Source organism: Ralstonia sp. 24A2, from assembly GCF_051783885.1.
Taxonomy (GTDB): Bacteria; Pseudomonadota; Gammaproteobacteria; order Burkholderiales; family Burkholderiaceae; genus Ralstonia.
Map to the genome: position 1 here is coordinate 1,699,197 of NZ_JBPVZD010000003.1, position 21,588 is coordinate 1,720,784.

11 protein-coding genes are annotated in these 21,588 nt (G+C 62.8%); 3 read left to right on the plus strand and 8 right to left on the minus strand.

Going from position 1 to position 21,588, the window contains the following annotated elements; translation table 11 throughout:
- Positions 1-31: 31 nt before the first annotated feature.
- Together fusA and ACS13N_RS25250 are read right to left on the minus strand one after the other, a co-directional pair.
- The gene (fusA, locus tag ACS13N_RS25245; RefSeq protein ID WP_438934324.1) at positions 32-2,134 is read right to left on the minus strand and encodes an elongation factor G; all 2,103 of its coding nucleotides are present in this window, start codon (positions 2,132-2,134) and stop codon (positions 32-34) included.
- A gap of 124 nt (positions 2,135-2,258) precedes the next feature.
- On the minus strand, positions 2,259-2,984 hold the full coding sequence (locus tag ACS13N_RS25250; protein ID WP_438934325.1) for a Crp/Fnr family transcriptional regulator: 726 nt from the start codon (positions 2,982-2,984) through the stop codon (positions 2,259-2,261).
- A gap of 154 nt (positions 2,985-3,138) precedes the next feature.
- Between ACS13N_RS25250 and ACS13N_RS25255 the strand changes: the two genes are divergently transcribed.
- Positions 3,139-3,675, plus strand: coding sequence for a DUF962 domain-containing protein (locus ACS13N_RS25255; protein WP_438934326.1), 537 nt, complete (start codon positions 3,139-3,141; stop codon positions 3,673-3,675).
- Between the two features lie 15 nt (positions 3,676-3,690).
- Here ACS13N_RS25255 and ACS13N_RS25260 read toward each other — a convergent pair whose 3' ends face one another.
- The 5 genes from ACS13N_RS25260 to ACS13N_RS25280 all read right to left on the minus strand — a co-directional run bounded on the left by ACS13N_RS25260 (position 3,691) and on the right by ACS13N_RS25280 (position 10,658).
- Positions 3,691-4,518, minus strand: coding sequence for a crotonase/enoyl-CoA hydratase family protein (locus ACS13N_RS25260; protein ID WP_438934327.1), 828 nt, complete (start codon positions 4,516-4,518; stop codon positions 3,691-3,693).
- Positions 4,519-4,604: 86 nt separating this feature from the next.
- On the minus strand, positions 4,605-4,835 hold the full coding sequence (locus ACS13N_RS25265; protein ID WP_438934328.1) for a hypothetical protein: 231 nt from the start codon (positions 4,833-4,835) through the stop codon (positions 4,605-4,607).
- 173 nt (positions 4,836-5,008) lie between these two features.
- Positions 5,009-7,141, minus strand: a complete 2,133-nt coding sequence (locus tag ACS13N_RS25270) for a TonB-dependent siderophore receptor (RefSeq protein WP_438934329.1) — start codon at positions 7,139-7,141, stop codon at positions 5,009-5,011.
- Positions 7,142-7,498: 357 nt separating this feature from the next.
- Positions 7,499-9,832 carry a sensor histidine kinase gene (locus tag ACS13N_RS25275; protein ID WP_438934330.1) on the minus strand — a complete coding sequence of 778 codons (2,334 nt, stop codon included), beginning with the start codon at positions 9,830-9,832 and terminating at the stop codon, positions 7,499-7,501.
- Positions 9,825-10,658, minus strand: coding sequence for a response regulator transcription factor (locus ACS13N_RS25280; protein ID WP_438934490.1), 834 nt, complete (start codon positions 10,656-10,658; stop codon positions 9,825-9,827). The genes ACS13N_RS25275 and ACS13N_RS25280 overlap by 8 nt, the downstream gene beginning before the upstream one ends.
- Positions 10,659-12,101: 1,443 nt before the next feature.
- Between ACS13N_RS25280 and ACS13N_RS25285 the strand changes: the two genes are divergently transcribed.
- Both ACS13N_RS25285 and ACS13N_RS25290 read left to right on the plus strand, forming a co-directional pair.
- Positions 12,102-17,543 (plus strand): beta strand repeat-containing protein, encoded by a 5,442-nt coding sequence (locus ACS13N_RS25285; protein ID WP_438934331.1) that lies wholly within the window; start codon positions 12,102-12,104, stop codon positions 17,541-17,543.
- Positions 17,540-21,145: a hypothetical protein gene (locus ACS13N_RS25290; protein WP_438934332.1), complete on the plus strand. Its 3,606-nt coding sequence runs from the start codon at positions 17,540-17,542 to the stop codon at positions 21,143-21,145. Before ACS13N_RS25285 ends, ACS13N_RS25290 begins: the two co-directional genes overlap by 4 nt.
- A gap of 45 nt (positions 21,146-21,190) precedes the next feature.
- Here the strand turns inward: ACS13N_RS25290 and fdxA are convergent, their stop codons facing one another.
- The gene (gene fdxA / locus ACS13N_RS25295) at positions 21,191-21,544 is read right to left on the minus strand and encodes a ferredoxin FdxA (RefSeq protein ID WP_438934333.1); all 354 of its coding nucleotides are present in this window, start codon (positions 21,542-21,544) and stop codon (positions 21,191-21,193) included.
- Between the last annotated feature and the right edge of the window lie 44 nt (positions 21,545-21,588).

A 21,588-nucleotide genomic window follows, 5' to 3' on the forward strand; every position in this document is an offset into this window, starting at 1 on the left:
TAGGCGGCCGCAGCGGATGAAGCAAACAGCGTCAGGTTTTCTTGGCCGAGATCACCGCTTCAGACACATTGCGCGGGGCTTCAGCGTAATGCTTGAACTCCATCGTGTACGTCGCGCGGCCTTGTGTGGCGGAGCGCAGCGCGGTGGAGTACCCAAACATCTCGGCCAGCGGCACCTCGGCCTTGACGATCTTGCCGCCGCCACCCGCAATGTCTTCCGTGCCTTGCACCATGCCGCGCCGTGAAGACAAGTCCCCCATCACGTTACCCATGTAGTCTTCGGGCGTTTCCACTTCCACGGCCATCATCGGTTCGAGCAGGATGGGGCCGGCCTTGCGCATGGCATCCTTGAACGCCATCGAGCCGGCCATGCGGAACGCGTTTTCGTTCGAGTCCACGTCGTGGTATGAACCGAATGTCAGGCGCACCTTCACGTCCACCACCGGATAGCCGGCCAGCACGCCGGTGTTGAGTGTGTCGCGGATGCCCTTGTCCACCGCCGGGATGAACTCGCGCGGAATCACGCCGCCCTTGATCTCGTCGACGAACTCGTAGCCCTTGCCCTCGTTCGGCTCCAGCGTAATGACCGCATGCCCATACTGGCCGCGCCCGCCCGACTGCTTGACGAACTTGCCTTCGACATCTTCGGCGGCCTTCTTGATGGTCTCGCGGTACGCCACCTGCGGCTTGCCGACCGTCGCCTCCACGCCGAACTCGCGCTTCATGCGGTCGACCAGGATTTCCAGGTGCAGCTCGCCCATGCCCGAGATGATGGTCTGGCCGGATTCCTCGTCCGTCTTCACACGGAACGACGGGTCTTCCTGCGCCAGGCGGTTCAGGGCGATGCCCATCTTTTCCTGGTCAGCCTTGGTCTTCGGCTCCACGGCCTGGCTGATGACGGGCTCAGGGAATTCCATGCGCTCCAGCACGATCACGTTTTCCGGGTCGCAGAGCGTTTCGCCGGTCGTCACGTCTTTCAAGCCCACAGCGGCGGCGATGTCACCCGCCAGCACTTCCTTGATCTCTTCGCGCTGGTTGGCGTGCATCTGCAGGATGCGGCCCAGGCGCTCCTTCTTCTGCTTGACCGAGTTGTAGACCGTATCGCCCGAGTTGATCTTGCCCGAGTACACGCGGAAGAACGCGAGTTGGCCGACGAACGGGTCGGTCATGATCTTGAAGGCGAGCGCGGAGAACGGCTCGCTGTCGCTCGGATGGCGCTCCAGCGGCTCGTCTTTCTCGCCGTGGCCTTCAATGGCGGGAATGTCCACCGGCGAGGGCAGGTAGTCGACCACCGCATCAAGCATCGCCTGCACGCCCTTGTTCTTGAAGGCGGAGCCGCACAGCATCGGCTGGATTTCGCCGGCGATGGTGCGTTTGCGCAGGGCGCGCTTGATCTCTTCCTCGGTCAGCTCTTCGCCGCCGAGGTATTTGTTGAGCAGCTCTTCATCCGCCTCAGCTGCGGCTTCGACCATCTTCTCGCGCCATTCCTGCGCGATGGGCAGCAGCGCCGGGTCAATGTCGGTGTACTCGAACTTCACCCCCTGCGAGGCATCGTCCCACAGGATCTCTTTCATCTTGACGAGGTCGACCACGCCGCGGAAACCATCTTCCGCGCCGACGGGAATCTGGATCGGCACCGGGTTGCCCTTCAGGCGCTCGCGCATCTGGCGCTCGACGCGGAAGAAATCCGCGCCGATGCGGTCCATCTTGTTGACGAACGCGATGCGCGGCACCTTGTACTTGTTGGCCTGGCGCCAGACCGTTTCCGATTGCGGCTGCACACCGCCCACAGAGTCGTACACCATGCACGCGCCATCCAGCACGCGCATGGAGCGTTCCACCTCGATGGTGAAATCGACGTGCCCCGGGGTGTCGATGATGTTGATGCGGTGCTCGGGGTAGTTGCCAGCCATGCCGCGCCACATGCAGTGCGTGGCCGCCGACGTGATGGTGATGCCGCGCTCCTGCTCCTGCTCCATCCAGTCCATCGTGGCCGCGCCGTCATGCACCTCGCCAATCTTGTGATTGACCCCGGTGTAGAACAGGATGCGCTCGGTCGTGGTGGTTTTGCCGGCGTCGATGTGCGCCGAGATGCCGATGTTGCGATAGCGCTCGATGGGGGTCTGGCGGGGCATGATGGATCTCTTGGAGAAAGACTCGCTTCACGCCCTCCACACCATGCGAAGGGCGAATGTGCGAGTGGGAACACATTATAGGATCGGTCCTATCTCACCGCATGTAGGGGCATTGATTGGTGATTCAACCCTCACCCCGGGCAAGATCACGCAATCCGGCGAAGTCCAGCAGTTCAATCTCGCCGTAAGCGACCTTGAGGATCCCGCGTGCCTGCAGGTCTTTGAGCACCTGATTGACGGTCTGGCGGGACAGCGCCAGCAACTGTGCAAGCTGCTCCTGTGGCACCCGCAGCACGCGGCGGGTGCCCAGGCGCAGGTCGCCGTAGCCGTCGGCCATCAGTAGCAGGCGGCGGGCCAAACGCACGGAGGCGGGCAGCAGGGCGGTTTCTTCCAGCACCGTGAAGGTCAGCCGCAGCTTGTGTGTCAGCAGCAGGGCAAAGGCATGCAGCAGCGCAGGGGTGCTGTCCAGCTGGGCAACCAGCGCGGCCTGGGGCATGTGCAGCAATGTCGTGTTGCTGTCGGCGCGGGCATCGTGGGTGCGCGGCTGGTGGTCGAGCACCCCGATCTCGCCAAACCAGTTGATGGGTTCCAGCACCGCCAACAAGGCTTCACGCCCCTCCGCGCTGGTGGCGCCGATGCAGATCGTGCCTTCCACCACGCAATAGAGCCCGTCGGGCGGTTCGCCGCGCCGGAACAGTACGTCGCCCACGCCCAGGCGGCGCACAGCGGCAATGCCAATCAATGCATCCTGCAGCGAGGTATCGAGTGCGCCGAACCAGCTGCTGGCGTGCAGGCGTTCGCGGTACGACGCAGCATCTACCGGCGTGGGGGCAAGGGCAGGGCGGTCCATGGGGCCGGCAGTGACGAAGGATGAGGCTTCAGAAGGGCGAATTTGTCGGCTATATGACAGAGCGCCGTTTCATCCGCTGACTAAGATGAAAGGATCATAACGAGGGGGCAACTGCAGCGTCCATGCTGCAAACGCACAAATCACGGAGACCACGATGCGCAGCCTGTCGGACCACCTTTCCAACTACGCGGCCTACCACCAGGATGGCCGCAATATCGCCACGCATTTTGTCGGTATCCCGGCCATCGTGCTGGCGGTGGCGATTCTGTTGTCGCGGCCCGTATTCGCAGAGTTGGCCGGCGGTGTGGCCGTAACGCCCGCGTTGCTCCTGCTGGCGGCGGTGACGGTGTTCTACCTGCGCCTGGACATTGCGTTTGGGGTGGTGATGTTCCTGCTGGTCGGCGCGTGCGTCTGGGTAGGCGGCCATGTGGCGGCGCATTCGATGGCAGCGTGGCTGTCGGTCGGTATCGGGTTGTTCGTGATCGGTTGGATCGTTCAGTTTGTCGGCCACTACTACGAAGGGCGCAAGCCGGCCTTCGTGGATGATCTGGCAGGCCTGGTGATCGGCCCGCTGTTCCTGGTGGCGGAGACGGCGTTTGCGATGGGCCTGCGCGCGCCGCTGCGCGACGAGGTGGTCAGCCGCTCGCGCGCCATGCGTGCGGCGCTGGGCGGCAAGCACGCCGCCGCCTGACCGGATCGCTCCCGTTTAGTTTTCCGAGTGTTTCGCGGCCGGCTGAAATGCCGGAGCGCGATTTTCCATACCAGCGAGCACGGCTTCACGCTGATTGGGTGCGCCGATCAGCCGATCCTGCTCGACGGATTCGGCCAGCAGGATGGCAGCGGTATCACCGTCATCCACCACGCGCATCAGGCGCTTGGCCGCACGGATCGCGTCGGGGCTCCTTTGCGCGATCTCGCGGGCTGCCGCCAGTGCTGCAGCGCGCGGGTCATCCACCACGTGGGTTGCCAGACCCAGGGCGCAGGCCTCCTCACCGTTGACGACGCGCCCACTGTAGATCAGCTCGCGCAGTCGGTCCGGGCGCACAAGGCCACGCGTGAGTGCCATGCCGCCCATGTCGGGCACCAGCCCCCACTTGATTTCCATGACGGACAGGCGCGTGTCGGCGCTCACGTAGCGCGTGTCCGCGCCCAACGCAATCTGCAGCCCACCGCCGTAAGCGACGCCATGCACGGCTGCCAGCACCGGCACCGGCAGCTCGCGCCAGACCGTGCACGCGTATTGCGGTAGATTGGCCGATCCATGCGTACGCCGGGCCAACCGGCCAGCGCTGATGTCCGAGTCGCCGCCGTTCTTGCCGAGGCTTGCCATGCTGCCCATGTCCAGCCCGGCGCAGAAGGCGCGGCCCTCGCCGGACAGCACGACGGCACGTAAGTCAGTCTCGCCCATCAGGCGTTCACCGATCGCGACCAGCGCCTCGAACATGGCCGGGTCGATAGCATTCATTTTCTCAGGGCGGTTGAGCCGGACTTCGGCCACGCCGGCCTCGATGCTGAGCAGGATGCGTTCTGTCATGGTGGAGATGTCGGATGTTGGGTCTGCCGCATCTTATCGTCCCTGCCGCAGGGGACGAAAGGCGGCCACGCCTTGCTTACTTCGTTTCACACATCGGTGACGATGAACTCGCTGGCTGCCTTGTACTGAATGGCCGCCATCGTAGCCAGTTCATGCTTGCCGCTTGGTTCGCTGGCGATGATGCCGGTGGCATGTTTGGCTTTTGCGCCCGGTGGGTAGAAAACGAACAGAGCACTGGGCGAAGTCCCTGGCTCGGTACGTAGGCGCTTGTTCAGAATCTTCAGGTACTTCTTCTTCGAGACCTTCTTCACAGTCATGATGCCCTCCCGCTCGGTGATGGTCTGGGGCAGCATATCAGCTGTGGCCGTTTGCCCTGCGCCGCCAAGGATAGCTGCGCCGCTTGATCGGTCAGTTGCCGTGTCGGCAGCCTTCGAGGCGAACCTGGGACATTACCGCGCCCGCGTCGGCTCCGAAAATCAAAGGCGCATCGTCACCAGTTGTATTTGGCGCTGGCTAGCACGGTGCGCTCATTGCCAAATGCGCAGACCGCGTACGACTGGCAACCGCTGATGTAGCGACGGTCGAACAGATTCATCACGTTCAGTGAGAAACGCCAATTGCGCGTGCCATAGTGCAGCGCCGCGTCGTACAGCGTGTAGCTCGGAACCGTCAGCGCGTTGTCCGGCGCACCCGCCGACGCGCTCTGGTAGCGGACCCCGCCGCCAATGCCGAATCCCGCAAGGGCTCCGGTATGCCATGTCCAGTCAGCCCACAGCGACGCCATCTGGCGCGGCCGCGGAATGTCGACCGGCCAGTGGTTCAGCGACGCGTCGTTCGCCTTCACGTTCTTCACATCCTGATAGATGTACGACGCGATCACCGACAACTCGCGCGTCACGTTCCCGACCGCGCTCAACTCGATGCCGCGCGAACGCACCTCACCAGTCTGCATGGAGGACATGCCGGTGGGGTCGAGATTTCTCGGCGCCGGTGTCACGACGTTCGTCTGGTTGATCTGGTAGATGGCCGCGCTCAACATCAGCTTCTCGCCCAGCGGCTGCCAGCGCAGGCCTGCCTCGGTCTGCGTGCCGCGCGTTGGCTGCGGCAATCCTCCACCAAACATCCTCACACCGATGACCGGGTTGAACGATGTCGAATAGCCGACGTACGGCGCAAGCCCGTAGTTGCCGCGATACGTGAGGCCGACGCGGCCCGAGAACGCGCTGACGTCCTGGTTCGTCTGCGTGCCGGCCCCGCGGTCGTCCTGGCACACGTTGACCCAATCCTCGCGGCCACTGAGCATCAAGACCCAGCGGTCCCATTTGATCTGGTCTTGTGCGTAGGTACCGACCGTGCGCATCACCGTGTACAGATTGGGGTGGCCCAGGAACGTCGGGTTCGAGAAGATCGCGGTCGTGACCGGCGTGTAGACCGGATTGTAGATATTCAGGCGTGGCGCCAGCGCAAGCCACTCGCTATCGGTCGTCGTCTGCCGGCTGTACTGGAAGCCGAGCAGCACGGTGTGTTCGAGCGGCCCTGTGCCGAAGCGCGCCTGTGCGGTGTTGTCGATATCGAAGCGGCTGTAGTTGAACTGGAACAGCCCTGCGTAGCGCGTGATGTTGGTGCTGCTGCCCGGGGCAAGGCCGGCGCCGAAGACCGATGCATCGTCAAGCGACAAGTGCATCCAGCGTACGTTCTGGCGCAGTGTCCACGTCGAATTGAGGTTGTGCGAGAACTGATAGCCGAGCGACCACTGTTTCTTTCGGTAGTCATTGAATGTGGGATCGCCCGTGTAGACGTCGTGCGTGAGCTGCCCATTGGGGTTCGGCAGCACAGTGCCCTGCGCGGGGAGGAAGTTGTGTGAAAAATCACTCCGGTCCTGCAGGTAGGTCGCGGTGAGTGTCAGCGAGGTGTCGGCATCCGGCCGCCAGCGCAGTGAAGGCGCAAGTGCGACGCGCTGCTCGTCATGCGGGCCGGTCAATGCGTTGCCGTCGCTTGCAACGCCGACGAAGCGATAGGCAAACCTGCCGTCGGCGTCGAGCTTGTCGCCGATGTCGAGCATCGTTTCCTTGCGCGCGTAGTTGCCGATCTGCACACCTGCCTCACGCACGCGCTGGCCGTCGGCCTGCTTCGTCTGCACATCGACGATCGCGCCCGGATCGCCGGCCCCATACAGCACCGACGTCGGCCCACGTAGCACAGTGATGCTGTCGATCGTATACGGGGCAACGCGCCAATCTGCGATGACCGTCGTATTCGGCGCTTGCAACCCGTCGACAAACAGCGCCGGCTTAAAGCCGCGCAGCGTCGCATACAGGTCTGAGCGGTTGTCGGATCCATACGACGCGAACCCTGGCAGGTAGCGCAATGTCTGGTTGAGGTCGGTCGATCCGGTCATCGCGATCTGCTGCTCAGTGACGATGTTGAGCGTTTGAGGAATCTCCGTGATCGGCGTATCGGTCTTCGTTCCTGTTGCGGTGCGTTGACCGACGAGCCCGACTGACGGCACGTTCGCCGCACCTTTCGCCATGGTCTCCGGCAGCGTGGCGACCGGCGCTTGCGTATCGCCCGCTGGTTGCGCCATCTGCGCGTATGCGTGGCCAGCGGCCGTTGCGCAAAGCATCGCTCCAGCAGCGATCGCCCGTCGACCTTGATATGTTGCCGTCCCGATCTTTCGTTGCGCTACGCTGCACGGCTGCGGTGGCGTGCAGCGAAGGTCCGAATACCCTGCATTTTGCTGACCGGAGCTTGGTTGCAAGTTCATGAGTTTCAACGCGGGCTTCGTTTTTATTGGATGCGTTCAGAAAGATCGCGGGCGTGGCCCTGTGGAGGCGCGTCGCTGCGGACAGGCGTCGGTGTGACGCCTCGGTGTGACGCCTATTGGGGCGCGAAGATTGTAGCGGGGCGAAGCGCAGAGGTGTGTGGCGCGCGACACCAAACTCGTCCCTGTATTCGGATGAATGTGACGCGGCTGATTGGCCTACACCCGGTGGGTCAGGATGCGGTCCAGATCAACAGAGGTCAGATCAGCCTGGTCTTGTGTCGAACCGAGCAGCGCCTCGATCGCTGCAAAATCCAAGGCATCGACGCATTTTTGAACTTCATCGAGAAAGCTGGCATAGCCGGAGACATCCGCAAATCTGCTGATCCAGTCTTCCACGTCTGTCAGGCGACCGTTTCTGGCGAACTGGGCAAGTTCATCAAGGTCCTGGGCTGGTGGCCGGAGCATCGGCGTACGGGCGCGTGCCGGTTCGATCTTGGGCGGTGTCGGCCGAGGCAGATCATCCACATCGATCAGGGCATGTCCAAGGGCCGGCGCGGTGATCTCGAAAGTGAACGATGTGCCAACGCCGGGTCTGCTGGAGACAAGCAGTTCACCGCTCATGGCTTTGACGATGCGCTGTGCGATAAACAGGCCGAGTCCGGTCCCCCCGTTGATTGCCTGGACCTGTTGGTAGGCGCCGAAAATGTCGGTCTTCTTCGCGACGTCGATCCCGATGCCGGTGTCGGCAACCTCAAGGCCGACGCGATAGCCGTCGGCCTGCTTGTGTGCCTCGATGGTTAGCGTTACGACGCCGTTGTGCGTGAACTTCGAAGCGTTGGAGAGGAGGTTGAGCAAGACCTGCTGCAGACGGATTCCGTCGATCTCCAACGTTTTCGGCAGCGGCGTCAGCGGTCGGTAGATGAACTGGTTGTTCTGTTGTGCGCAAAGTGCAATGGCATAGCCGGTGATGTCATCCAGAAGGTCTGGCAAGTCCACGGGGCTGGGAGAAATGCCGAGCGGCTGCAGTTCAGCCTTCGTATATTCCAGCAGCTCGTCAATGAGCGTCAGTTGGTAGCGGATGCTTCGGTCGATGGATTGGATCAGCTTGGCCTGACTCTGTGTCGCGCTATCCAGCAGGAGCTTCGCGTACCCGTTGATCGTGGACAGCGGTGCGCGCAAATCGTGGCTGACGTACCCAAGGGTTTCGATCTTCTGCTGCATGCTGGTTTGCGCCTGGCCAAGCGCTTCGTTGAGCGCGACTGTTCGTTTCGCGACTTCGTCCCGCAGCCGATCCTGTTCCGTGAGCTGCCAATGTTCCAGCCGCTGCCTTGCTTCCGTGCGCTGGCGGCCCACATGGTTGATCCAGGCCGCCAGAACCACGAGATGCGTGGCCAGGCCGATGATCGCCATGACGGGATTAGGATAGATGTCAGACTTGAGCCATGACAGCGCTGGGGGTAGCGTATCGAGTTCTTCGACAGCCCGTATCAGGATATTGAAGAGAGCAAAGCAGACCGTTATCAGCAACAGACGGCCGGTTGGGGTGCCGCGTTTGGCAAGCAGCAGCGCAATGCAGACATTGAAGATGCCGAGTGCGACGTTCAGTTGCAGGCAGAATCGATCAAAGACCAAGAGATCGCCGAACGCGGCACCGAGCATACCAATGCACTCAAGACACAGTATCACCATGTAGATGACCTGCACCGGCATCCTGACCTTTTCGCCGCGAGCAATCTTCAGGATGAACGCAATGAAGAGCGCAACGGCAAGATACACAAACACGATTTCGCCACGCGCTGACCATTCGGGCGCATGCGGCCAAAGATAGGCACGGGTATAGCCGCGGGTGGATGCCTCAAACAGGGCGGTACACAGGGTCAGCCCTGCCAACAGGTAGAACGCGCTACTGCGAGAAAAGAATCCGATCAGCAAGGCGGCCCACGCCAATGCCAGCAGGCCGCCAAGGAACCCAAAGTTCCACAAGGCGGCGCGAATCTCCCTTGCCTGCCATGCCTCCTGAGCAAAGGCCATGGGCTCCAGTTGCAATGTCTTGCGGGACGTGACTCGCAAGATGACAGGGACCTTCTCGCCTGGATGCAGCGTCACGTTGAGCATCGGATACCGAGGCGGCGCCTGATTCGCGTCGGTGCCGGTGATCGGGAATACGGCATCCAATGTCCAGTGGCCGCTGCGGGGGCTGTAGAAGTCCGCCCGATCGACACGTGCGTCGCGCAGCGCCAGCACGATCGGGCGCTCGACATTGTCGTGATTGACCAAGGTGAGGCGGACCCACCAGGCAGACCGCGAGAATCCAGGGTTCAGTCGCGCCTTTGTGGCCGGTACGAAGCCACCGCGATCACTCTTGGGCAGGGCAACGATCGCTTCGAGCGGCATTGCGGCCGTGGCGTCTTCGAATATCGATACATCTTCCAGCAGCCCTGGGCCTTCGGCCGTGGTGGCCCAAGCTGCCGGAAGGGGCATACACGCAAGTAGCAGGAAGCACAGCGCAGTGCGATACAACGCTGCACATGCTTTGCACGATTTACGCATCGGTGTTCAGGACCTGAATGGGGTCGGTGGTGTCGACTTCGCGGTGCTGCCGCTTCCAGGCAGATGGCGTGATACCGAAGCGGTCGCGAAACGCTGTTGCGAAATTGGCAGCGCTGGAAAAGCCGATCTCTTCAGCGATCTCTGCGATGCCCATCGATGTTCTAGCGAGAAAGCGCTGCGCCATTTGCAACCGTGTGTCGCGCAGATACTCGAAGACAGTCTTCCCGAGATGATCGCGGAATACCCGGGATAGGCGCTTTTCGTGCGTGCCCACCAGCTTGGCGAGATCTTCAACGGTGGGCGGGTTGCGCATGTCACGCAGCAGAAGCTGGCTGGCTGCGCGCACCAAGGACGCATCTGGGCTGTCGGGAAGTGTGGGCAGGTATTCCTCGGAACGGCTCTGGAGCGCCTTCTTCAGGTGATTCCGGATGCGCGCAATGACCTCTGCGGGTTCGAACGGCTTGACGATATAGTCAATTGCACCGATTTCGAGCCCCTCAAGGCGGTCATCAAGATCCGTGGCTGCCGTCAGCATGATGATCGGGATGGCCTGCGTGGAAGGCGTTGCAGTCAGCAACCGGCACGAGGCAAAACCATCCATGCGGGGCATGCGCACATCCATCAGGATCAGGTCGGGGGCCACGGCCTGCGCCCGGTGATAAGCCTGGATGCCGTCAAACGCAACACTGATTCGGCAACGTGCAACACGCAAAATCTCGATCAGTAGCTGAAGCTCGTTCGGGCAATCATCCACGACAAGGACATGCGCGCCGGCGAGATCCGGGGCAGCACGAAGCGACGTCGAATTTGACGGGCGAGATGGCATGACGACGAGCAAGCGGAGAAGAGGGCCAACATTGGGGCATCGTGGTCCACGCATGCGCCGTTGTTCCGCGGAAGTATAAGCGGACATATATAAGCGGACATATATAGGCGGACATATATAGGCGGACATATGTGACATAGAGGGAGGTTGCATGCGGTTGGCGAAATGCGATGCGGCCTTGGAGAGAACATCGTCCGGCATACAGCGCAACCGCTTGGACTGCCCCTTACCCCGCCCACAGGACACCGGATAGGGTGAACGCCGCCGTGACTGTGCTAATAACCCCCTCACTGTCGTGGCTAAGCACATCAACCGCACGCGAGAGGTGTGCTCTTTGCGCGGCCAGTAGTCTGGCGGCCTCTATTGGCGCATCTCCGGTTCGCACGCACCGTCCTTGCCTCGCGTTGAACCCGGCAGGTATCCAATCTTGTGGGAACTTTGAAGGTTCATCCGCTCAGGCAAAGCATTTTTCCGCCGATCAAAAAACAAACCTACCCGGATGCTCCCAAAATGCACAGCGTCTATTTTTAGGCGGGATTTGTTGTGCCCCTCGAAATTGATTCCTGCATTTCAAAAGCACTCAGACTGCGTTGTTTGCAATTGTTTGAAATGTTTGAAGAGGGGAATTTGTTTTGCATTGGCTCTTGATTGGTAATATTGCGCGCCATGTCAGCGTGGTGTCGTACGGTGTTGTTGCATAAACCCGTCCGGTGCGGCCTGCTGGCGTTACGTACAAGAGTCGAGGCGAATAGCGCTGTAGAAAAAATGGTTGGCTGCAAAGATTCTCGGTGTCTTTTGGGAAAATGCGCAGGAACAGACAGAAGCGACGTTGCGGGTTGTAGGGGAAATTGGCTGTAGCCGGCTTGAGCTACTGCTTTTTAAGGGTTCGGGAGTCGGTCCAGGGTTGGTGTGGTTGGCGAGAGGCGGGGTGTGGCCATCGTCGAGAGCTGTCGCCAGTCCTTCATTGCGGGTCAAAATGAGAGGTTATTTCGTGTCAGGGCGCTTGGTCTGCGCTCAATGGCAGGCATTGCTGCGCGCACGCGGGCAGGCCTGTCTGCTTTGTCACGAAATACGCTCATAACACGGTTCTAAATCTGAAAGCGGTATTTGCAAGCGCGATTTTATCGTGCGGGCAGCATTCGCTCGTTCATTTTGCGGACCTCATCCTGCTATTCCCCTTTTTTCCCGTTTTTACTTGCTTGTTGCTGTCATTTCATTTGGCGGCGACGTCGGGTATGCGTCGAAATATTTAAATCAAACGGTTACGCATGACGGGCGGTCGTTTGCTGATAACGGGGCGTTCCAAAGATGGAATATCAGGGTGGGGGGTATCGCCGGCACAGCGCTTTTCGACGTGCCTGGTGGAAGCGTTGCGGGTTGCTCTTACTGGCATCGTTGGCATGGCTGTTGGCATCGCCGGCATTTGCCAACAACCTTTGCCGCATGGCTGATCCGAACTCGAAGGGGGTCCACGTCGACGAGATCTGCTGGCTGCAGCTCGACGGCGTATCGCTGACCACGAACGGCTCAACGCCGCTCACGTTTGATCTGCCGGATGGCTCGACCATGACCCTGACTGCGGTCGTGAGCAACATCGGGACCAGCTCGGGCTTGAGCGGCGTGCAGGCGCCATCCTGGACTGGGTCCCAGTTCAGCGGCTCCAGCGGCTACTACACGATCTACACGCCGAACAAGGCCGCGCTCTATACGAACAACGGCAGCGTCTCGAACCACACCACGGTCACGCTGCAGGACATCCACATCTACAACCCCGCAGGCCAGGAAGCGACCAACAGCTTCGAAATGGTGCTGGCGGATGGTGAGAGCACGAACACCGGCGAAAACCTGGATTTCGGGGTGGTGTCCGGGGGGAGCACGCTTCATCTGGTGGAGTGGCTGGGTGCGTCGTTGAGCAACAACCCCACCGTTACCGCGCCGGGGGGGGCCGCCTCACCGCCATCAGCTTGCTTCGGCATGGTCGACTGCCAGCGGCTGGTCGGTAAATCGGGCATCGCCAATGCTGCCGTGTTCTCCACCACGCGCACCGGTTCCCCGTTTACCGTGATGGGGCAAGTCCATACCAACGGTTCCAGCCTGCAAGGCATGGCGTTTGGCGTGCGTTGGGGCGGGGTGCGACTGCGCAAGGCGCTGCCGAACGGTCGCTTGGACCCATCGGATCAGTTCACCTACCGCGTGCTCAATGCCAAGGGTAGCGAGGTCATCAACACCTCCACATCGGGCACCGGTACCGGCAACTATCCGTACATCAGCGGCCAGGCAGTCATGCCGGGCAACACGCTCACCCTGATCGAGCAGATGGCGCCGGGCAGCCGCTACACGCTGGCGCAGTACGACAGAACGATTGCCTGTACCAACGGCAATACGTCGTCGAACACGGTGCTGCCGAACGGCTCGTTTGATCCGGCCAATCCGCCGACGCTGAACCTGCTGCAACTGGCGGACCGGGTGGACTGCACGCTCACGAACATCCCGCGCGTGGTGGATCTGGGCATCACCAAGGTGGCGCCCGCCACCGTGCAGGCAGGTCAGCCGATGACCTACACGCTGACCATCACCAACACCGGTGCCTACCCCGCCACCGGCGCCACCTTCAAGGACACGATGCCCGTGGGCATCACGGGTGTCACTGCCGGCAATGTGAGCTGCGGCAACCCGACTGGCGGTGCAATTTGCGGAGCACTGGGTACCAGCGTTACGGGCAGCGATGCCGCGGGGTACGTGATTACCGGCGCGGTGCAGAGCCTGCCGGCCGGCAGCAGCGTACAGATCACCATCAATGTGAATGCCCCGGGCGCGGCTGGAAACATCAGCAACACCGCGACCGTGCAGCTGGCTGCCACCGACACCACGGTTGCGGAACCCTCAACGGGCAACAACAGCGCGACCGTATCGACCACCGTGCAGGGCACGCCCGCCATGTCGGTCACGAAGACGGCCACACTCAATGACGCCAATGGCAACGGTAAGGCGGATGTGGGCGAAACCATCGGCTACAGCATCACGGCCGTCAACAGCGGCAGCATCGTGCTGAATGGTCTGATAGTGTCGGACCCGAAAGCCGGCAGCACAGCGCTGACCTGCACGCCGACAACGATCAACCCGGGCGGCTCCGCCAACTGCGGCAGCTTTACCTACACGGTGACGCAGGCCGATGTGGATGCCGGTGTACCGATCCACAACGTCGCGACCGTCACGGCCACGCCCTCGGGCGGTGGTAGCCCCGTGACGTCGACCGGCGTTGTCGATACGCCGATTGGTGACCCGAAGATCGCCGCCAGCAACGATAACTACACCGTGCCCAGTGGCGCGGCAGGGGGCTCGCTTGGCAGCGTGCTCGTCAACGACACGCTGGGTAGCACGATTGGTCCGACGAGCGGAACCGGCAAGGGCAACGTGACGTTGACCTGGGGTGCCACAACGCCCGTGCCTTCGTCGGGGGGCTTCACGCTCAACTCTGACGGCACGATCACGGTCAAGCCCGGCACGCCGGCGGGTACCTACAAGATTCCGTACACGGTGTGCGACGCCGTGCACCCGACCAATTGCGCCTCGGCGACGGCCACCATTGTGGTGGGTGCCGCGCCCATTGCAGCCAGCAACGATAGCTACAGCGGTATTGATGGCACGGCCGGCAACGGCAGCGTGGGCAATGTGCTGGACAACGACACGCTCAACGGCGCCAAGGCGACGACGAGCACCGTCAACGTGAGCGTGACCTCGCCGTCGAGCAATCCGAAGGTGAGTCTCGATCCGACCACCGGTTTGGTGTCGGTGGTTCCGGGCACGCCGGCCGGCACGTACACGATCGGCTACCAGATCTGCGAGAAGCTGAACCCGACCAACTGCGCAAACGCTACCGCCACGGTGACGGTGGCACCGGGCAAGATCGTTGCGGGCAACGACACCTATACGGGCACGAACGGCGCCACCGGCAACCCGCAGGTCGGCAACGTGCTGGACAACGACACGCTCAACGGCACGAAGGCAACGCCGGGCACGGTCAACGTGAGCGTGACGACGCCGTCGAGCAATCCGAAGGTGAGCCTCGATCCGACCACCGGCCAAGTGTCGGTAGCGCCGGGCACGCCGGCCGGCACGTACACGATCGGCTACCAGATCTGCGAGAAGTTGAACCCGGTCAATTGCGCAAACGCTACCGCCTCGGTCTCGGTGGTAACGGGCCCGATTACGGCGGCCAGCGATAGCTATAGCGGTATCGACGGCAACGCGGGCAACGGCAGCGTCGGCAACGTACTGGACAACGACACGCTCAACGGTGCGAAGGCAACGCCGGGCACGGTCAACGTGAGCGTGACGGCGCCGTCGAGCAACCCGAAGGTGACCCTGGACCCGAACAACGGTCTGGTGTCGGTAGCACCGGGTACGCCAGCCGGCACGTACACGATCGGCTACCAGATCTGCGAGAAGCTGAACCCGACCAACTGTGCGAACACCACAGCCACGGTGACGGTGGCACCGGCCAAGATCGTCGCCGGCAATGACACCTACACCGGCATTGACGGCAACGCGGGCAACAGCAACGTTGGCAACGCGCTGGACAACGACACGCTCAACGGCACGAAGGTCACGCCGGGCACCGTCAATGTGAGTGTGACCACGCCGTCGAGCAACCCGAAGGTGAGCCTCGACCCGACCACTGGCCAAGTGTCGGTAGCGCCGGGTACGCCGGCCGGCACGTACACGATCGGCTACCAGATCTGCGAGAAGCTGAACCCGACCAACTGTGCAAACGCCACGGAAACCGTGACGGTGGTGCCGGGCAAGATCATTGCCAACAACGACACCTACACCGGCATTGACGGCAACGCAGGCAACGGCAGCGTGGGCAACGTGCTGGACAACGACACGCTCAACGGCACGAAGGCGACGCCGGGCACGGTCAACGTGAGCGTGACGACGCCGTCGAGCAACCCGAAGGTGAGCCTCGATCCGACCACCGGCCAAGTGTCGGTAGCGCCGGGCACGCCGGCCGGCACGTACACGATCGGCTACCAGATCTGCGAGAAGTTGAACCCGGCCAACTGCGCAAACGCGACCGCCTCGGTCACGGTGGCGCCGGGCAAGATCGCAGCGGGCAACGACAGCTACACCGGTGTCGATGGCTCGGGCGGCAACCCGCAGGTCGGCAACGTGCTGGACAACGACACACTGAACGGCACGAAGGCGACGCCGGGCACGGTCAACGTGAGCGTGACGACGCCGTCGACGAACCCGAAGGTCAGCCTGGATCCGAACACCGGCCTGGTGTCAGTGGCGCCGGGCACCCCCGCGGGCACGTACACCATCGGCTACCAGATCTGCGAGAAGCTGAACCCGGCCAACTGCGCCACGGCAAACATTTCCGTGACGGTGGCATCGCAGCCGCTGCAGGCAACCGATGACGACTACCGCCAGACCCCCGTGAACGGTGCGACCGGCGGTCCGATCGGGATCATCCTGGGCAACGACACCCAGGGCGGCAAGCCGATCTCCAACCCGAGCAACATCAACGTGACGCTGCTGGACAACGGCGGCTTGCCCGGCATGTCGCTCCGTCCGGACGGTACGGTGATCGTGCCGCCGGGCACGCCCAGCGGCAGCTACACCCTGCGCTATCGCATCTGCGACCGGACGAGCCCGACGAACTGCAGCGACGCCGTGATCCGCTTTGCCGTGAGCGACGACGCGCTGTTGCGTGTGAACAAGCAGGCCGCACCGCAGAAAGTGAACGTTGGGGATGTGGTGCGCTACACGCTAACGGTGCAGAACCCCAGCAAGACTGATATCCACGGCGCGGTGCTGGTGGATACGCCGCCAGTCGGCTTCAGCCTGATCGCCAACTCGCTCACGGTGACAGGGAGCAATGGTCGTCTGGCCGGTACCAGCCCGATCCGGATCGAAGGCATTGACCTCACCGCAGGCGCTTCGATGACGGTGGTCTACATGCTGCGCGTGGGCCCGGGGGCTTCTGCTCGCGGTGAGTACGTCAATACCGCGCTGCTGCTGCTCAACGGCATGCGCGTCAGTAACCAGGCACAGGCAACCGTGCGCCGCGATGCCGATCCGCTGTTCGAAGAAACCCGCGTCTTCGGCACCGTGTTCGACGATCGCAATGGCGACGGCTGGCAAGCCAGCGCCGGTGCGACCGGCTTGCGCGTGCAGGGCGGCTTCAACCCCGACGCGTACGTGCCCGGCTCCACTACCGTGGACCGCGGCGACGGCCCGCGCCCCGAGCCCGACGCCAGTGCGCCGCTGCTGCATGGCATCTCGCTGGGCAGCCTGTCTGGCCGCCTGAGTGCAGCGCAGCCGGTGAACAAGCATCGCATCGTGATTTCGCAGCGCCTGCGCGAAGCCGCCTTTACCGACGACTTCACGCTGACAACGTCGGAGGGCAGCCACGTCCGCGTGCATGCCGATGGCCGCAGCGAAAGCACGCCCACGGGCGACGTCGCGAAGCAGCTCTCGTCCCAGGCCCTGAGCGTCGAACGCGAAGTCACCAAGGAAGAAGGCGGCACGCTGCGCGTGGACTACATCATCGTCAACAGCGGTCTTGAAGAGCGCGGTATTCCCGGTGTTCGCATTGCAACGGTCGAGGGCAACATCATCGAGACGGATGCCTACGGCCGATACCACCTGGAGGGGATCGACGTGGCGAACATCGCTCGCGGGCGCAACTTCATCATGAAGGTGGACCCGGCAACGCTGCCGCCCCGCAGCGAGTTCACCACGGCCAATCCGCTGGTCAAGCGGATCACGCAGGGGGTGCCGGCACGCTTCGATTTCGGCGTCAGGCTGCCGACGGCAACGCCGGCCCAGGATGGCGCAGCAGTGCGCGGCAACGGTAGCAAGGAGGCGCAGCAATGAACGCGCGTCTCACCTCCCGAATCCTGTCCCGACCCCGCTCGAAGGCCACCAAGACCATGCGACTCAAAACGTTGGATGCTGCCATTGCCGGCATCCTTTTCGTGGGCTATGGGATGCCCGCCTCGGCACAGACGCCGTCTGCCGAAAAACCGCCCGCAGTTGTCGGCCAGGAAGCCGTGGCCAGCCACTTCAGCATCGACCTGCCCAACGGCGGGATGGTCTGGGCGACGGAAGATCCTGCGCAGACCACGCCCGTGCTGAGCGTGCAAGCGGGGTCCGAAGCGGCGGTCGAGGGTGGCCGCATCGTCGAACCAGTGAAGCTGCAGGTCTATAGCAACTACGCCGCCTTCATCAAGCGGATGCAGATCAGCATCTACCGCGCCGAAGACACGGACCTGGTGACGCCGCTGGCGACGGTGGATATTCCGCCCGGCGGCGTGGTCCAGGCAACATGGGACGGCAGCCTGCCCGACGGCATGCGTGTACGCCCTGGGGATCGGCTTACCTACATCCTGCGTGCCACGGCGGCCGACGGCAGCGTCGACGAGACCTATCCGCGCAGCCTGCTGCTGGTGTCTCCGGCAGACCGGCAGCGCGTTCTCGACCAGATGCATCAGAACGCCAGCGGCCCGCTGCGCGCGCTGAGCGCCAGCGAGCTGGAGTCGCGTGCGCTGCTCGACAGCACGTTCGGCAACAACGCGCTGCGCCAGCAGAACATCATCATTCGTGGCTCAAGGGTGCGCGTGTTCGGGCAGAACGTGCCCGATGGCTATGCGCTGACCATCGACGGCCAGACGGTGCCGGTGGACCAGCGGGGCAAGTTCGTGGCCGAGTATCTGCTCCCGACCGGCATGCATCGGTTTGCCGTCAGCGTGAAGGGCCCGGGTGGTGATGAGACCAGCTACCCGCTGGACATCAATGTGCGCGAGAACTACCTGTTCGTCGTCGCCATTGCCGACCTGACGATGTCAAAGAGCTCGATCAGCGGTGATGGTGCGTCCGGCCTGACCGTGGACGACCGCTATCGCAACGGCTTCCTCGACGAAGGGCGGCTGGCCTTCTACACGAAGGGCAAGGTGAACGGACGCTACCTGTTCACCGCGCAGGCCGATACGACCGAGCGTAACGTCGGCAACCTATTTGACGGGCTGTTCAAGGCGGACCCGCGCGACGTGTTCCGTCGCCTCGACCCGAACATGTACTACCCGGTGTACGGCGACGACTCCACCACGTACCGCGACATCGACACGCAGGGCAAGCTGTATCTGCGCGTCGATTGGGACAAGAGCCAGGCGCTGTGGGGCAACTACCAGACCGGCTTCACCGGCACGCAGTATGCGCAGTACGTGCGTAGCCTGTACGGCGCTGCGGTCGACTGGCGCAGCCGCTCCAGCACGCCGCTGGGCGACCCGAGCACGCAGGTGAAGGTCTTTGCTTCGCAGGCGCAAACGGTGGCGGGGCACTCGGAATTCCTCGGCACCGGGGGCAGCCTGTACTACCTGCGTCATACCGATCTGCTGCCGGGGTCGGATCAGCTCGTGCTGGAGGTGCGCGATCCTTCCACGGGCAGCGTGGTCAATCGCATCTCGCTGGTGCGTGGCATCGACTACGACATCAACGAGATGCAGGGCCGCGTCATGCTGACGAAGCCGCTGGCCCAGATTGCGGACCAGAACACCAGCACCCTGTTCCGTGACCGGCCCACCGGTGGCTACGAAAACCACCTGCTGGCGGACTACGAGTACGTGCCGAGCGGGTTCGACAGCAACAACGTCACGGGTGGGCTGCGCGCCAAGCATTGGTTTGGCGAGCACCTTGCCGTGGGGGGCACCTACGTCAACGAAGGGCGCACGGACCAGGCGTACACCATGAAGGGTGTGGACGCTACGCTGCAGGCCGGGCGCGGGACCTACCTCAAGGTGGAGCACTCGCAGACGCAGGCTGCGATGGCGCCGATCTTCTACTCCGACAACGGCGGTCTGAGCTTCATGCAGATCAACCCGAAGACGCAGGGCAACCGCAGCGGCGATGCGACAGCAGTAGAAGGGCGCGCAAACCTGCGTGAACTGGGGTGGACGAAGCAAGACTGGACGGTCGGCGCCTGGTGGCGTGATGTGAGCTCAGGGTATTCCGTCGCGCGTGCTGACCTCGGCCTTCCTGTTCGCGAGTACGGCTTCGAATACGCGGGCCAGTTGCGCGAAGACATCCGGGTTGCGGGCCGCTACAGCAAATCCGAGCGTGGAACCGACGCCCTGGAGCAGGCACAGGCCCAGATCGACTGGCGCCTGGCAGAACACTCCGACCTGATCGCAGAGATCCGCCGCGTTACCGAGACCTACCAGGGTGCCAGCGGCACCGGCACGCTGGCAGCGTTGGGCTACACCCGGCGCTTGATCGGTACGCTCGACGTGTACGGCACCGGGCAGGTGACGCTCGATGACGACGGCGGCGCCTACCCGCGCAACGACGCAGCCACCGTGGGCGCGAAGTACCAGTTCGCCAACCAGTCATCAGCAGGTGCCGAATATACGGCCGGTAACCGCGGCAACGCTGCCAAGCTCACGGGCGAATACCGGATGACCCCGGATCACTCGCTGTACGGCAACTACACGCGCCTGATCGACTCCACGGGGGTGTACGACCAGTCGCCGCTGCTGTCGCAGGCGCCGAGCAGCATCACGCTTGGCCAGCGCTGGCGCATTTCCAACACGACCAACCTCTACAACGAAAGCCAGAGCCTGAAGAGCGGGCCCAATACCGGGATCGGTCATACGTTCGGCATGGATTTCTATCCGGCACGTGGTTGGACGACGGGCTTCAGCTTGCAGCAGGCAGAACTCGATGCCGTCAGCGGCGCGGGCAAGGTGCATCGGCAGGCCGCCAGCGTGAACGTGGGCCTGACCCAGCCCGGAACCACTTGGGCCAGCAAGCTTGAGTACCGCAGCGATGACGGTGCCGAGCAGCGCCGGCAGTGGGTTGCGGCCAACCGCCTTGGCTACGAGATCAACGAGTCATTGCGCCTGGGTGGACGCTTCAATTGGTCCACCACCAGCGACGCCAACCAGCCGCTCAACGATGCCCGGTTCACCGAAGCAAGCCTCGGCTTCGCCTGGCGGCCGTGGAACAGCGTGCGGTGGACGGTCATCGGCAAGTACACGTACCTGTACAACCTGGCCTCGGCCGGGCAAGTGGACGGCAGCTCAGGCGCAGGCCTGTTGCCCGATCAGCGCTCGTCCATCTGGTCGCTGGAAGGCATCTATCGCCTGGATGCCAACTGGGAATTTGCCGCCAAGCTGGCCACCCGAACCGGTGAAGCGCGCCTGGATCGCGGCAGTGGCGACTGGTACAGCAACCGTGCGACGATGATGGCAGGGCAGGTGCGGCGATACGTCTACGGCGGCCTGAGCGTGATGGGCGAATACCGTGTGCTGCGGGCAACCGACGGCGGTACGCGACAAGGCTGGCTGGGCAGCGTCGACTATGACGTCGCCAAGCATGTCCGCCTGGGCGTGGGCTACAACTTCACCAAGTTCAGTGACGACATGGCCAAGCCTGGTTACCGGTATCGCGGCTGGTTCGTGAATGCGGTGATGTCGATCTAAGGCCGATTGACCTAACGCCACGTGCTGCACGTGGCGTTTTTTTTATCAGGTTGACGGTGGTGACTCGGGCGCGATGCGTAATGCATCACGCTTGTCTTTCACTTGCGCCCAATGGGCGTGATCCGCCAGCGGGGCCTGCACTGTGGTCAGGCGTGGCCAATCCGCGCGGCGCGAGAGTTGCGCGTTCAGCGCAATGAAGTCCCGCTGATCTGCCGGGACTTCGGCAGCGGGGTAGATCGCCCCGACCGGGCACTCCGGCACACAGATCGAGCAATCGATGCACTCATCCGGATCAATCACCAGGAAGTTCGGGCCCGCGTGGAAGCAGTCCATGGGGCAGACGGCCACGCAATCCGTGTACTTGCACTGGATGCAGGATTCGGTGACGACGTAAGGCATAGCGAAGCAGGGTATTCAGAACCGGTTCAAAAACGGCCCAAATT